We start from the raw sequence: 13434 nt of genomic DNA, 5'->3' as shown, positions 1-13434 counted from the left end.
GCGCCACGGTGCCCGGCCTGTACTACGCCTTCGGCTTCAATGGCGAGGGCTTTGCGATCAGCCCCGGCGTGGGCGAAACCATGGCGGAGCTGATCGCCACGGGCCGTACCTCGATTCCGCTGGAGCCTTATGCCATCGAGCGCTTTGCGCGTGCGCAGGTGCTGCTGGAAACGAACTGATCCAGTAATCGCAACACAGCCTGACAAAGCCTGCGTGCCGCCGGTTTGCCCCCTCTCCCGCTTGCGACTCGCACGCGAGAGAGGGGCGTATGCGTCGCCTCGTGGCTCTATTCAGATGCGCGAGCGTGCAATGATCGTCCCCGCTCGCGTGCCGCTCACTGCAGAATCACATAGACCTTTCGCAGGGGTTCCAGGATCTCCCAGATGCCGGTCGTGTTCGCCGGGAAGAACAGCGTATCGCCGGTCTTGATCCGGATAGGCGTCCCACCCGTCGGCGTAAACAGGCATTCACCGGCAAGGATGTGCATGACTTCTGCTTCCGGAACTTGCCGTTCGTAGGCGCCGACTGTGCATTCCCAAAGGCCGGCCCGGTTCTGTCCGGCGCTCTCGATGTCAAACTTGAAGCTGCTGGTGCGGCACGGTGGTTGGCTTAACGGTCTGCCGACAGGACCGTCGTCGGTGAGGTCACTGCAAGACGCGGAATGCGGAATGATGGCAATGGGCATGGAGATCAGGGAGTGAGATGGATACGAGACGGCGGACGAGCAAGGGCGGTGCGACACAGCGACACCGCCTCCGGGTAGGACTGCGTTACTTATCGTCCTCGACCGCATCGGCCAGTTGCGCCAGGGAGTGGAAGTGGTAGTCCGGCTTGGTCAGCTCGGGCACTTCCATGGTGCCGCCAGATCCTGGCTGTGCATGACGGCGCTCGATCCAGCAGGTCTTCAGCCCAAGCTTCTTCGCAATGCCGATGTCGTGATATTGGCTCTGCGCCACATGAAGATTGTCTGCCTGCTTGTAACCCCATTTGCCGTCATAGCGGCCACGCGCATAGGCGAAGTACTGAGGATCGGGCTTTTCCGTCAGGGCATCGTCACAGGTGACCGTGTCGTCGAACGGGAAGTCCAGCGTCTTCTCGAAGTGAGTCAGTGCCCAGCGCTGGGCGTTGGTCATCGCCACCAGCTTGAAATGTTTGCGCAAACGCTTCAGCGCCTCGACCGAATCCGGGAACGCCTTCCAGTTGACCACGGAGTCCCGCAGGCCACAGGCGAGTGCGTCGGAGTCGGGGAGGCCAAGGCTCTGCGCCATCAGGTGCCAGCAACGTTCCAGGTCATCGGGATACCACATCGTCTTGTCAGCGGCGCGGGTACGGCGATAGGCGGCCAGGAAATCCTCATCGCTGATGGGGCTGCCGGGCACGGCGCGACGGAAGTAGTCGAGCATCCCGCCCTCGAAGTCAATCAGCGTGCCAACCACATCGAACGTAAGTACCTTGAAGTCTTTGAGTGCCATGAAATACCTCCGCTAGTAAAGAAGAGAAAGAAAACTGCCGACTGGTCGCGTATGGAGGCGACCGCGGTGCCAGACATCGAAACAAAGCTTGATCGGGCCACTTCCGGTTCAGTGGGCTCACGACACCAGGTCCTTGAGCTTGAAGTACAGGCCGACGGCGGGAAGGAACCACGGCGGTCCCAGATGGCCCGGGATGGCAGGCCAGTCGCGCATGCGCCAGGGGTTGGCCAGGATATCCCCCGCCATCACGCGGGCCATGCGCTGCCCCATCAGCACGGCCATCTGCGTGCCATGCCCGCTGAATCCCATCGCGTAGTAAGGACCGTCGCGCTCGCCGGCGTGCGGCAGGCGGTCTTGCGTCATGTCGACCAACCCGCCCCAGCAATGCGTGATCGCCACGTCGGCAAGCTGCGGAAAGCCCTCCGGCATGGTGGTGCGCAGGATCGTTGACGTGGCCGCCATTGCGGCCCGACGCCTCCGCTGCAATCGAACCCTGCGCTTCTAGCACCACGACATTCGCACCCTGCCTGGCCAGCGTCTGGGCCGCGGACAAGCCGCAGAATCCCGCGCCGACGATCGCCACATCGACTTTGGCGGGCAGCTCGGATGCCGCGCTCGGGAACGGCGCAAGGCCATGGTGCCAATAGGGGTCGGAAGAGCAAGGCGCGCCCGCGTGGGCAGGGTCCACCAGGATGCCCCTGCGGGGGATCAAAACGTTCCGTGATGCGTCCGACGCGGCCGGTCCGGGTGATGCCTGCGCCAGTTCCGACGAGGCCGCGTTGGCGTTCAATGTAATAGGAGCGGCCAGGTAGCCATCGCCTCCCTTGCCGCCGGCAAATTCGACTGCCGATAACCCGATGTGACGCACAGACACGGCCTTGCCCCGATAATCCGTTGTACGATGCACAAAGTGTAGAGAGCCCCTGCCAGCACGACAACATCCCAATTGTTGGGCCGAACATAATCTGAGGTTATGGCAAATTTCCGGCGAAAACTTCCCAGCGCCAATGCCCTGTTCGTCTTCGAGGCCGCCGGGCGCTGCGGCAGCCTGACCAAGGCCGCCGCCGAACTCTATGTCAGCCAGCCGGCCGTCAGCCGGATGCTGGCGCGCATGGAAGACCGCATGGGCGTGCGGCTCTTTAATCGGGTACGTGGGGGCGTCGAGCTGACCGAGAACGGTCGCCTGCTCCATCGCGCCATCACCGAAGGCTTCAACGTCATCCAGGCGTCGATCAGTGAAATCGAAACGCGCGCAACCGGACTGGAGACCGTCACGCTCTCCGTTTCGACGGCCTTTACCACGCACTGGATCATGCCGCGCATGGAAAAGCTGCGGCGGGACTTTCCCGGCGTCGACCTGCGGTTCCAGCTGGTCTCCGGGAAGGTTGGCGGACCTCTGCATGACGTCGACCTGGGGCTGCGATTTTTTTCCCCAGGCGAGGCAGCGCAAAACAGCGTGTTGCTGATGCCGGAAATCATCGTGCCGGTGTGCAGCCCGGCCTATCGGGACGATACCGGCCGCGACAGCGACGTCCTCATCAACCTGACCGACAGCAACCGTGACTGGCCGACGCTGTTTCCCGAGCTCGGTCAGCGCAGCCGGGACTTTTACCACCTGAATTTTTCCGACTATTCGATCGTGGTGCAGACGGCGATGCTCGGCCAGGGCATTGCGCCGGGCTGGCTGAACGTGGTCACCCACTGGATGAGGCTGGGCGCGCTGGTGCCGGCCATCGCGCAGGTTCATGTCGCGAACCGGCAATGCTATCTGGTGCAGCAGGCGCCCACGTCCCCTCGCCCTACCGTAACCAGGCTGCGCGACTGGATCCTCGAAGAGACCTACCAGGATCTGGTGGAGATCGACCGCATGTATCCCGGCCTGCGCCTGTTGAAGCTGGTCGGACGCTAATGATGCCGCCTGCGGTGCAGTTCATTGCGCAGCGCATCCAAGGCACCATCAAATAAAAAGCCCACAGGCATGACTGCCTGTGGGCAAGGCTTCACAGTGAAGCGGAGACCACCAGTAAACGTCAACGGCTCGCAATACGAATCAGGCCGGCCGGAAAATTCCATAGACCTTGGTCACTTGCTCACGGCTATCCCAGCTGCACTGCGCATTCTGTTCGACCAGGAAGATATCGCCGCGCGAAAATGTCCCGCTACGGCCGGTTTCATCTTCAAACGTCACGCTGCCCTCCAACAGATACATCAGTTCGTAGTGGGGATAGAGCATCGCCCGACGATGGTAGGGAGTCGAATCCCAGGTGCCGCAGACGAACTGCCCGTCCTGAGAGCGATAGTCTGTGTAGTTGCGACAAGCTGGAGTCGGGGTGAGCAGCAACGCGGCCGAAGGTGCGCCGGACGGCTCCAGTGCCGGCTCTTCTGCGATCGGCAGCAGCGCGCGCGCTCCGGGGCGGCTGTCGTTGTAGCGCATGAAGATGATCGACACCGGGCACTCCGCAGACCAGGCGAACTCTGCGTCATGTAACAACACAGCGCTGTTGCCCGGACCCAGCACGACCGTGCGATCCGGCTGGGTCAGCGTCAGCTTGCCCTCGCAGACGATGATGAGTTCATCTGCCGGCTGTGCCTTTACCGACCCGCACCCGCCGTCCAGTGTGATAACGCCCACGGTTACCGGTCCCGGCGGCAAGTCCAGCATGCGACGGCGGAAAAGGAAGTCGTTTTCCTCGGAAGCGTCGGTGAAGGGAATACCGAGGGAATGGTCTTGCGCAAACGTGCGCAAATTGACAAAGGTAGCCGGCGTGGCGCGCACGGTGGAACCCTGCTGCAAATTCGACATGACTTGCTCTCGCGATTCAATGAGGATTACGCTGCGTAGCCATGAGCCGCGCAAACCTTCAATAGGGAAAAAGTTCGATCGGTGTAGGTGTGTCCCGACATGAATCAGCTCCGCCATGACGTCGCCTACGCCCCGGACAGAATTACAGCACCATCGAGCTTCTGAAGTATCCCGTTTGGACAGTGTCCACGCATAGAAACAGCGGCATTTAACGTGCCGTTCAGCATAATTTGCTGCATCCCGAACAAGTCGCTATTGATGGACGTCGGTCAATCCCCTTCCGTGCGAAAGCTGACTGCATCCCGCAAGCCCATTGGACGAGCGTGGGCGTAGCAATTTGTGCGGTATGGCGCTGACCCAACGGCATAAGCTCTGCGTGATGAAGCGGCAGTCAGGGGATCATGTGGAATCGCATTTGCGCCGTAAAGAGGCGGGAACACTGTGGCAAGATTGCTTCAGTTCGTAGTCCTGCCAGACGTGTTGCTGATTCGGCTTACTCAAAAGGAAGACACCATGCCAAGCCACGATATCCATGCGCCAGTTTCCTACCGCTCGATGAGCGAAGAGGACGTGCCCGCCGCACATGAGCTGTCGCAAGCCTTGCGCTGGCCGCATCGTGCCGAAGACTGGCAATTTGTCCTTCGCCTTGGAACCGGCTTCGTCGCCGAGCAAGCTGGCGTGGCGATCGGCACGGGGCTTTGCTGGAAGCAGGGACAGCAAGCATCGCTCGGGATGATCATTGTGTCGCCGGCACATCAAGGCAAGCGCATCGGCAGTGAGTTGATGCGCCTGGTTCTGGAAGCGCTTGGCAACCGCTGCACGCTGCTTAATGCAACCCCCGCCGGACAGCCGCTGTATGAACGCCTCGGCTTTGTCGCGACCGGCACCATCAACCAGCATCAGGGCACGATGAATGCCGTCGACCCGGTTGCACTTGCCGGAGGGGAAACGCTGCATCCGTTTGAGCCCGGCGATATCGAGACGATCATCGAACTGGGGAATCGCGCTACCGGCATGTCGCGGGGCGAAGTGCTGAGGGCATTGCTCTCCACGGCCGAGACCGTGGTGCTGAAGCGCAATGGCGAAGCGGTCGGATTTTCGGTCATGCGCCGCTTCGGGCGGGGCTATGCGATCGGGCCGGTGGTGGCCTCCGATAGTGAACGCGCGAAAGCCTTGATTGCCTGCTGGTCTGGCGCCTACACCGGGTCTTTCGTGCGAGTGGATGTCACGGGAACGAGCGGCCTGCAGGACTGGCTCGCGCAGGTGGGACTGGTTCAGGTGGATACCGTCGTGGCGATGGCACGTAATGGCGTGCCGCCGGCGGATAGCGCGCTCAAGCAGTTCGCAATCATCAACCAGGCGCTCTGCTGAGCCACGTCGAAACAGCCGCCATCTTATGACGGAAAAGGCAGGGGAATACCCAATGTCCAGCAGTCATGCCACCGATGAAGCATTCTGGGAACGCATTCGCGACGCGTATCCCAGGCAACAGCCGTTGCTGAACCTCAACAATGCCGCGGTCAGTCCCCCGCCGCTTGTGGTCGAACAGGCAATGATTGATGCCTATCGCCTCGTCAGCCATAACCCGGATGTCAACATGTGGAGCAAGCTCGACGCCGAGCTCCCCGCCATCAAGCAGCAGCTCGCGCAACTGGCCGACTGCAGCCCGGAAGAAATCGCGCTGAACCGTAATACTTCGGAGGGTCTGAGCACGGCCATTTTCGGCATACCGCTCACTGCCAACGACCAGGTCCTGATTTCTGCGTGGGACTATCCGAGCGCGTGCGCGGCATGGCAGCAGCGCCAGCAAAGGGAGGGCATCGAGGTTGCATGTGTCGATTTCGACCTGACGGCAAGCGACGAGGAAATCTTCAAGGCGTACGAAGCGGGCATCACGCCGAAGACGCGAGTTAGGGCGCCGTCACGGGCGAAGTATTACCACCAGAAAATGCCATAAATCCATCACCGCCGCGGCAATAGCTGGCGCGGAGGGAGACCCGCCTCCAGCGTGCCGTGCAAGGCATGCCGTGCCTTCTGTGCCAGGCGACCCGCCCACTATCCCGACAACCTATGCCACGTCCCATTGTCGCCACGATCCACCTGGATTCGCTAACCCACAACCTCGCGCTTGCCCGCCGCGCAGCGCCGTCCTCCCGTGTCTGGGCAGTAGTGAAGGCCAACGCCTACGGGCATGGGATCGAACGGGTCTACCCGGCATTGCAGGCAGCCGATGGCTTCGGGCTGCTGGAACCGCAGGAAGCCATCCAGTTGCGCGAGCTCGGCTGGAACAAGCCGATCCTGCTGCTGGAGGGCTTCTTCGACGACGCCGATGTCGCCTTGCTGGGCACCCATCGCCTGAGTACGGCGCTACATTGCGAAGCGCAGCTACGCATGCTCGAAGTGCTTGCGCCCGAGTACCAACTGGCGCCGCGTTCGCTGGACGTTTGCCTGAAGCTGAATTCAGGAATGAACCGGCTGGGCTTTAGCCCGTCAGACTACAGAGCAGCCTGGCAACGAATCAGGGCCATCGAAGCCATTCGTTCAATTACGCACATGACCCACTTCTCGGACGCTGACGGCTCGACCGGCATCAGCGGGCAGATGGAAGTCTTCCGCACGGCGACCCGTGGACTGCCAGGGGAGATCAGCGTGGCGAATTCGGCTGGCATGCTCTGGCATCCAGACAGCCGCACCGACTGGGTGCGCACCGGCATCATGCTCTATGGTGCTTCGCCTTCGGGCTGCTGGCGGGACGTGCAGGACCAAGGACTGCGGGCAGCGATGACATTGCAGAGCAAGATTCTGGCCGTGCAGGAACTGCGGCCCGGACAATCAGTGGGCTATGGCTCCCGCTACGTCGCTCCAGACACACGCCGCATCGGCATCGTTGCTTGCGGTTATGCCGATGGCTATCCGCGCACCAGTTCATCCGACATCGGGCACTATGCGCCGGTGCGGGTCGGCAATCGCGATACGCGGACGGTCGGACGCGTGTCCATGGATATGCTCGCCGTCGACCTGACCGGGTGTCCGGATGCCACACCTGGAACGTCCGTTGAACTCTGGGGCAGGCACGTTCCGATCGACAGCGTGGCTGCCGCAGCCGGAACAATCGGCTATGAACTGATGTGCGCCATCGCACCGCGCGTACGGGTGGAAGTGGAGCCGCTGGACTACTGACCGCGCCGCGCAGCGAACCGGTCTGCGTTGATCTGCAGACTGTCGGCTTTGCCCGAAAGCATGCACCGTGTCGCACGATGCATGCTGTCACTCATCGCCTGCATGGAACTCGGATACAAATGTCGGCGCTTCTTCCATGAGATAGCGTCCGTTCTGGCACACGTAGTACATGGCGTGATGGCCGCTACGTGCGAACGTCACACAGCAGGAATGCTCGAAGCGCCCGAAACGGGTGATGCCAATGCCGGGCGAACCCGGCCACTCCCATACGCGCTGTTCCTCAACGCAGTCCAAAACGCGGTGCTGAGTCCTGGGATGCATGGACGAATTGAGCATCATGTTGATGTACCCGAATACACCCAGCGAAGGGTAACGCTCCTGCATTGCCGTCCATCGTCGCTTAGGCGACATTGCAGACCTCCGTGTCCAGCTTGATGTTCCCTGCCTTCAGCACTTCATTTGCCTGCAGATGATAGTTCCAATGCCCGTCCTTGATCGTTTCGAGCATACGCTAGGGCTTGACAACGTTCGCCATCAGTTCCTGAGTCTCCTCGTATAGTCATTTGCTGACCAACGTGCATTGACCGGCCAGCCTCGCCCTGTGTACGAAGCGCCGGCCAGATCGCAAAATTACTGCGCGCGCCTGAGCTGCTCCAGGATGGCAGGATCTTCAAGGGTCGACAGGTCTTGCGTAATCTGGTCGCCCTTTGCGATGCTGCGCAGCAGCCGGCGCATCACCTTGCCCGACCGTGTCTTGGGCAGGTTGTCGGCAAAGCGGATTTCCTTTGGCTTGGCGATGGGGCTGATCTCCCTGGCGACCCAGTCGCGCAGCTCCCTGGCGATCCGCTGCGCTTCCTCGCCCTGAGGGCGGGCGCCCTTCAGCACGACATAGGCGCAGATGGCCTCACCGGTGGTCTCGTCCGGCTTGCCCACCACGGCGGCCTCTGCGACGCTCGGGTTAGCGACGAGCACCGATTCGATCTCCATCGTGCCCATACGGTGACCGGAGACGTTGAGCACGTCGTCGATGCGACCGGTAATGCTGAAGTAGCCGGTCTTTTCATTGCGCACCGCGCCGTCGCCTGCCAGGTAAAGCTTGCCGCCCAGTTCCTGAGGGAAATAATTTGTCTTGAACCGCTCCGGATCGCCCCAGACCGTGCGAATCATGGACGGCCACGGGCGCTTGATGACCAGGATTCCGCCTTGTCCGTTCGGCATTTCGTTGCCGGATTCATCCACCACCGCGGCCACGATCCCCGGCAACGGCAGCGCGCAGGAGCCCGGCAGCAACGGCGTCGCGCCAGGCATCGGGCTGATCATGTGCCCACCGGTTTCGGTTTGCCAGAAGGTATCGACGATCGGGCATTTCCCGTTGCCAACGTAGTTGTAAAACCACATCCAGGCTTCCGGATTGATCGGCTCGCCCACCGAGCCGAGCAGGCGCAGGCTGGACAGGTCATAGTGCTTCGGATGCACGTCCGGGTCCTTGTCGCAAGCCTTGATCAGCGCGCGGATCGCCGTCGGGGCAGTATAGAAGATCGTGGTTCGATGCTTGCGGACCATGTCCCAGAACCGACCGGCATTGGGGTAGGTCGGCACACCTTCGAACACGACCTGGGTCGCGCCCGCCGCAAGCGGGCCGTAGGCGATATAGGTGTGGCCGGTGATCCAGCCGATGTCGGCCGTGCACCAGAATACGTCGGAGGACTTGATGTCGAAGGTCCACTTCATCGTCAGCATCGCCCACAGCAGATAGCCACCGCATGCATGCTGCACCCCTTTGGGCTTGCCGGTAGAACCTGACGTGTAGAGGATGAACAGCGGATGCTCAGCTCCGACCCATTCCGGCGCGCAGGTGATGGGCTGATCGACGATCAGCGTATCCAGCCAGCGGTCACGTCCCGGGACGAGATCGATGCTGGCGCCGGTGCGCCTGTAAACGATAACGTTGTTGATAGTGTCGCAACCACCCAGGTCCATGGCTTCGTCGACGATCGACTTCAACGGCAGATGCTTGCCGCCGCGCACCTGCTCGTCGGCCGTGATCACCGCCACCGCGCCGGCATCAATAATCCGTTCGCGCAGGGACTTGGCAGAGAAGCCGGCGAAGACCACGGAATGCACCGCACCGATGCGCGCACAAGCCTGCATGGCGGCGATACCTTCGATGGACATCGGCATGTAGATGACCACGCGATCACCCCGCCCTACGCCAAGCGCCCGCAAGCCGTTGGCAAGCTGACAGACCCTTGCGTGAAGCTGCGCATACGTGATCCGCGTAACATGGCCGTCGTCGGCCTCAAAGACGATCGCTGTCTTCTCGGCATTGCCGTTCAACAGATTGCGGTCGAGGCAATTGTACGAAACGTTAAGCTCGCCATCCTCGAACCAACGGTAGAACGGAGCTTGCTCCTCGTTCAGCGTCCTGGTGAACGCCTTATGCCAGCTGATGAGGTCGCGCGCATGCCGGGCCCAGAAGCCTTCGTAATCTTCTTCGGCTGCAGCGCACATCGCCCGGTAGCCTTCCATGCCGGAAATGTTCGCGTTGTTGACAAACTGCACGGACGGATTGAATAGCTCGGGTTCCCGTTTCATGGGCGCGATGTCGGACATGGCTACTTCTCTGAGCGTTTAGAAAATTATCAACCGATGATCCAGCGGGCTGGTATCACCGGTGGCGATGTCTGAAGGGCATCATGGCGACGAAGGAATCGGCATAGCCCACGACAGTGATGGCTGTCGGCTACGGCGGTACGTACTTTGTATTTCCTCGCCATGAACAGCGAGAGCAGGCTCGCGATCCGGATACAGTATCGCATCGCAGCGCTGGCAGAAGCTGCCGAATACGCTTTGAACTTGCAATTTCCGGTGTTTTCTCGCCCGCAGTTGGAGGCCTGACGCTGCGCCGCTGTGGCTGACACGATGCGGAAGCCGGCGGCCAACGCGAAGCCGTCCCGGGACGGACGGCGCTCCAAACCTGGAAACTCTGAAGCCGAACGGAGTTGTATCAAGAACCCGGAGATGCCCCGGGTCTGCACTAACGGACTTAAGCTCAGAACTTGTGGCGGATGCCAACGACAGCGCCAAACTGGTTTGCACCCGGCTGCACGGCTTCGCTGCTCGCACCCAACTGGTCATTGAACCCGTTCACCCCCAGATTCGACTTGCCGCGGTTCAGTGCGTATGAAACCGTCGTGTAAAGATCCGTGCGCTTCGACAGTGCATAGTCAACCAGCGCAACGAACTGCCACGGATTGCCGGCGTTCGACTGACGCAGGTTCTGGTAGTACGCGGAGCCACTGACCGACAGCGCCGGCGATACCTGATAGCCAACGCCGACCCAACCGAGGTTCGACAATGTGTTGGTCAGCGCAACACCAGGCAGGGTGGCACCGTTGAACGCGTGGGCATATCGGTAGCCGCCGTAGAGCTTGGCAGGACCGAAGGTGTATGTCCCGGCGACTGCGGCCCGTCTGATCAGACTATTGGTCGAAAGAGCCGTGGCTGCCGACCGGTTCGACTGGTCGTAAATGGCGCCAACGGCGAATCCGCCCGCAGCATAGTTCACAGCGAACGAGTATTCACGCCCGTTGGTGAAATTGCCCGCGACCTCCTGGTTGTTATTGTTGAAGCTATACAGGCCAGTCACGCTCAGGCCGCCGAACGTCCCCATATACTTGGCGGAGTTGTCGGCGCGCGCCCCGCCCATGAACGGGTCTTGTGCACCGATGGAATAGCGGCTCGCGATCGCCATCGGGTCATAGGTAACGCCAAAGTCATAGAACGGCGTCGTGTGCCGGCCCAGGGTGAGCTGTCCCCACTGGTTCTGCAGACCGACGTAGGCGCCGCGACCAAAGAGACGGCCACCCTGCGCCGAGGTGCCGGTATCCAGGTTGAAGCCGCTTTCCAGCAGGAAGATGCCCTTCATGCCGCCACCCAGGTCTTCTACGCCGCGCAGTCCCCAGCGCGATCCGGACTGGTTGCCAGATTGCAGGGCCCAGAGATTGTTTCCCTGGGCACCGGCCGGTACGGTACCCGTCGAAGCAACGGCCTTGTTCAGGTATTCAATACCCACATCCGCAACACCGTACAACGTTACGTTCGATTGCGCATACGCGCTGGGGACCACCAGCAAGGCGACTGCAAGGGCCGACAGATTGATTTTCATGAAATGATTTCCTCGAAGAACAGTAAGTATCCAATTCGTATCGGTTCGAATTGGGGCGACTCGGATTCTGCATCTGTTTTTTGATAATTAACAATCCGTAGTTTGACCATCAGTGTTGCTATTTAATCTAAAGCTTCTTTTAGGCAACCGCCTATATCCGTCAGGCAAGTATCGGCTTAGGATGTGCGGTAGCTCTGCTGTCTCGTGTATGTTCATCAGCATATATCGACACTTTCCATGGCTTTGCAGTAGAGCCCGTACGGGGCTGCTCTTGGGCAGCCCCATTTTTTTCACACTACGGTTGCTAGCGCACCGCTTGTAGTCAGGACTCGATCACCGCGTGCCTGTCCTTGACAAGGTACATGGCCAGTTCAATTTCATTTCGCAGCCCAAGCTTGCTCATGGCCGAGCACTTCTGGACACTGATCGTCTTGACGCTGCGCTGGAATTTCCGTGCAATCTCCTGAAGCGGATAGCCTTGCGCCAGGAGACGAATTACCTCGCGTTCGCGTGGGCTAAGACGATCGTCGCACCGGTCTTCGCAAAGGTGGGGCGGTGCAATCAACAACCTCTCCGTGGCGGGGTCGATGTACTTGGAACCTGAGCGGACGGCTTGACATGCATCCGCCACGAACTGCAGATCCATTGATTTTGCGACAAACGCGTGGGCACCTTTCGCCAGCAATTGACGAACCAGGCCGTTTGGACGCGCCCCGGAGAAGACCACGATCTTCACCTTGGGGTACATCCGGCGTAGTCGCTCTATCAGGCGTAACCCGTCGATCTCTCCACCATAGTCATAGCCGATGATGACGATATCCGGCAGTAGCAATGCATGCTTCCTGAGTTCCAACAGGAGCCCATTGACGCTATCCGCGATGGCCATGACGTCAATGCCTTGACGTGCCATGTACGGCGCCAGTCCGGCGAGCACCACGGGATGATCGTCGGCAATCACAGCGGTAGTTTTGGTGGTCATCGCCTGGAAGCAGAATAGAGCCGCACAATCTTTAAGTACCCTTTCACACGGTCGACAAGACCGCTGAGCGGCTCGCCACGGCGCAGATTGTCCAGGACCGCCAGGGCTGCCGTGTCGTCTACATCGTGCGGATTCGTGGCGTATGTCATTGCAGTGGTGGCAGCGCCGGGCGAAAAGGGGAAATCATGATGCGATGAACACGCGAGCATCTGATAGGAAAAAATTACTRCATCCGGGCTCGCACCAAGATGACGCACTCCTAGGGTAAATCCCGACCGATATTGCGGTGCACATGCACGCGCGCTGAGCGCACGGCATGCAATGCCAAATGGGACACATGAAACCGCAGCTATTACTGTCATGGCCCGGATTACCCCACTAATTGCTTGAGCGCACATGCTTCAATGTCGCATCCCACAAAGACCCTGGCCCCCGTTCCAGGAGTCATTGCCATGTCAGAGAAGAAGCCGTTCGAGAGCTTTATCGGCCCAGACGAATCAACCCGGATCATGAGCGCCCTGCACCACCGTTTTTCGAAATCTTTCAGCGCGAGGCGTTCCATACCGCAGCGGAAGCAGATCCAGGGCTTTTGCCAGATCCCACCGGGCGTCTGATGGGTGATTCGCCAGTCGATCACGTGCGACTCGCGGCCTGATTTACAAACTAAGAAAGGAGACACCATGAACCTGTTCATCTTGCGTCTGCTGGCGCGGCGCATCGGTCTGGCGCTGATCTCGCTACTGGCCGTCTCGGCCATCGTCTTCGCCATCACCGCGGTATTGCCCGGCGATGCCGCGCAGGAACAGCTCGGCCAGGACGCCGCCAGGACGCC

12 protein-coding genes and 4 pseudogenes are annotated in these 13434 nt (G+C 60.5%); 7 read left to right on the top strand and 9 right to left on the bottom strand.

Translation table 11 applies throughout. The features are described 5' to 3' along the window. Positions 1-179 (top strand): annotated as a pseudogene (locus AC1DK4_RS39220) (sarcosine oxidase subunit beta); the annotation flags it as partial. Between the two features lie 155 nt (positions 180-334). Here the strand turns inward: AC1DK4_RS39220 and AC1DK4_RS39215 are convergent. From AC1DK4_RS39215 to AC1DK4_RS39200, 4 genes and pseudogenes are all read right to left on the bottom strand, one after another. Further along, complete coding sequence (locus AC1DK4_RS39215; protein WP_441624266.1) at positions 335-685, bottom strand: cupin domain-containing protein; 351 nt, start codon at positions 683-685, stop codon at positions 335-337. A gap of 85 nt (positions 686-770) precedes the next feature. Next, positions 771-1472 (bottom strand): HAD-IA family hydrolase, encoded by a 702-nt coding sequence (locus AC1DK4_RS39210; protein ID WP_441624264.1) that lies wholly within the window; start codon positions 1470-1472, stop codon positions 771-773. Between the two features lie 117 nt (positions 1473-1589). Continuing rightward, positions 1590-1931 (bottom strand): annotated as a pseudogene (locus AC1DK4_RS39205) (FAD-dependent oxidoreductase); the annotation flags it as partial. Positions 1932-1959: 28 nt separating this feature from the next. Next, a pseudogene (locus AC1DK4_RS39200) lies at positions 1960-2055 on the bottom strand (FAD-dependent oxidoreductase); the annotation flags it as partial. Between the two features lie 390 nt (positions 2056-2445). Between AC1DK4_RS39200 and AC1DK4_RS39195 the strand changes: the two are divergent. Further along, positions 2446-3381 carry a LysR family transcriptional regulator gene (locus AC1DK4_RS39195; RefSeq protein WP_441624263.1) on the top strand — a complete coding sequence of 312 codons (936 nt, stop codon included), beginning with the start codon at positions 2446-2448 and terminating at the stop codon, positions 3379-3381. Positions 3382-3522: 141 nt separating this feature from the next. Here AC1DK4_RS39195 and AC1DK4_RS39190 read toward each other — a convergent pair whose 3' ends face one another. Continuing rightward, positions 3523-4392 carry a cupin domain-containing protein gene (locus AC1DK4_RS39190; protein WP_441624261.1) on the bottom strand — a complete coding sequence of 290 codons (870 nt, stop codon included), beginning with the start codon at positions 4390-4392 and terminating at the stop codon, positions 3523-3525. Positions 4393-4788: 396 nt separating this feature from the next. Here AC1DK4_RS39190 and AC1DK4_RS39185 point away from each other — a divergent pair, with 396 nt between their 5' ends. The 3 genes from AC1DK4_RS39185 to alr all read left to right on the top strand — a co-directional run bounded on the left by AC1DK4_RS39185 (position 4789) and on the right by alr (position 7455). Then, positions 4789-5646, top strand: a complete 858-nt coding sequence (locus tag AC1DK4_RS39185) for a GNAT family N-acetyltransferase (RefSeq protein ID WP_441624259.1) — start codon at positions 4789-4791, stop codon at positions 5644-5646. A 52-nt stretch (positions 5647-5698) separates the two neighbouring features. After that, positions 5699-6232 carry an aminotransferase class V-fold PLP-dependent enzyme gene (locus AC1DK4_RS39180; RefSeq protein WP_441624258.1) on the top strand — a complete coding sequence of 178 codons (534 nt, stop codon included), beginning with the start codon at positions 5699-5701 and terminating at the stop codon, positions 6230-6232. A 113-nt stretch (positions 6233-6345) separates the two neighbouring features. Further along, positions 6346-7455 (top strand): alanine racemase, encoded by a 1110-nt coding sequence (gene alr, locus AC1DK4_RS39175; RefSeq protein ID WP_441624256.1) that lies wholly within the window; start codon positions 6346-6348, stop codon positions 7453-7455. 87 nt (positions 7456-7542) lie between these two features. Here the strand turns inward: alr and AC1DK4_RS39170 are convergent, their stop codons facing one another. The 4 genes from AC1DK4_RS39170 to AC1DK4_RS39155 form a co-directional block, all read right to left on the bottom strand. Then, the gene (locus tag AC1DK4_RS39170; protein ID WP_441624254.1) at positions 7543-7839 is read right to left on the bottom strand and encodes a hypothetical protein; all 297 of its coding nucleotides are present in this window, start codon (positions 7837-7839) and stop codon (positions 7543-7545) included. A gap of 246 nt (positions 7840-8085) precedes the next feature. Further along, entirely contained in the window at positions 8086-10068 is a 1983-nt protein-coding gene (acs, locus tag AC1DK4_RS39165; protein ID WP_441624253.1) for an acetate--CoA ligase, read from the bottom strand. A 439-nt stretch (positions 10069-10507) separates the two neighbouring features. Beyond that, the gene (locus tag AC1DK4_RS39160) at positions 10508-11623 is read right to left on the bottom strand and encodes a porin (RefSeq protein WP_441624251.1); all 1116 of its coding nucleotides are present in this window, start codon (positions 11621-11623) and stop codon (positions 10508-10510) included. Positions 11624-11945: 322 nt separating this feature from the next. Beyond that, the gene (locus AC1DK4_RS39155) at positions 11946-12602 is read right to left on the bottom strand and encodes a response regulator (protein WP_441624249.1); all 657 of its coding nucleotides are present in this window, start codon (positions 12600-12602) and stop codon (positions 11946-11948) included. 452 nt (positions 12603-13054) lie between these two features. On the opposite strand from AC1DK4_RS39155, the gene AC1DK4_RS39150 reads away from it, so the two are divergent. Beyond that, a complete protein-coding gene (locus AC1DK4_RS39150; RefSeq protein WP_441624247.1) occupies positions 13055-13216 on the top strand; it encodes a hypothetical protein in 162 nt (53 codons plus the stop codon). 66 nt (positions 13217-13282) lie between these two features. Then, a pseudogene (locus tag AC1DK4_RS39145) lies at positions 13283-13434 on the top strand (ABC transporter permease); the annotation flags it as partial.

Source organism: Cupriavidus sp. 05N38 (assembly GCF_056397345.1).
Note: the sequence above shows the minus strand (reverse complement) of the source record. Positions and strands in the feature narration are given on the sequence as shown.

What these genes read in the sequence shown, in the direction of transcription:
- AC1DK4_RS39150 (WP_441624247.1), top strand. Translation starts at nt 13,055, where the DNA reads ATGTCAGAGAAGAAGCCGTTCGAGAGCTTTATCGGCCCAGACGAATCA.
- alr (WP_441624256.1), top strand. Translation starts at nt 6,346, where the DNA reads ATGCCACGTCCCATTGTCGCCACGATCCACCTGGATTCGCTAACCCAC.
- AC1DK4_RS39215 (WP_441624266.1), bottom strand. Translation starts at nt 685, where the DNA reads ATGCCCATTGCCATCATTCCGCATTCCGCGTCTTGCAGTGACCTCACC.
- AC1DK4_RS39170 (WP_441624254.1), bottom strand. Translation starts at nt 7,839, where the DNA reads ATGCAGGAGCGTTACCCTTCGCTGGGTGTATTCGGGTACATCAACATG.
- AC1DK4_RS39155 (WP_441624249.1), bottom strand. Translation starts at nt 12,602, where the DNA reads ATGACCACCAAAACTACCGCTGTGATTGCCGACGATCATCCCGTGGTG.
- AC1DK4_RS39160 (WP_441624251.1), bottom strand. Translation starts at nt 11,623, where the DNA reads ATGAAAATCAATCTGTCGGCCCTTGCAGTCGCCTTGCTGGTGGTCCCC.
- AC1DK4_RS39195 (WP_441624263.1), top strand. Translation starts at nt 2,446, where the DNA reads ATGGCAAATTTCCGGCGAAAACTTCCCAGCGCCAATGCCCTGTTCGTC.
- acs (WP_441624253.1), bottom strand. Translation starts at nt 10,068, where the DNA reads ATGTCCGACATCGCGCCCATGAAACGGGAACCCGAGCTATTCAATCCG.
- AC1DK4_RS39190 (WP_441624261.1), bottom strand. Translation starts at nt 4,392, where the DNA reads ATGGCGGAGCTGATTCATGTCGGGACACACCTACACCGATCGAACTTT.
- AC1DK4_RS39180 (WP_441624258.1), top strand. Translation starts at nt 5,699, where the DNA reads ATGTCCAGCAGTCATGCCACCGATGAAGCATTCTGGGAACGCATTCGC.
- AC1DK4_RS39185 (WP_441624259.1), top strand. Translation starts at nt 4,789, where the DNA reads ATGCCAAGCCACGATATCCATGCGCCAGTTTCCTACCGCTCGATGAGC.
- AC1DK4_RS39210 (WP_441624264.1), bottom strand. Translation starts at nt 1,472, where the DNA reads ATGGCACTCAAAGACTTCAAGGTACTTACGTTCGATGTGGTTGGCACG.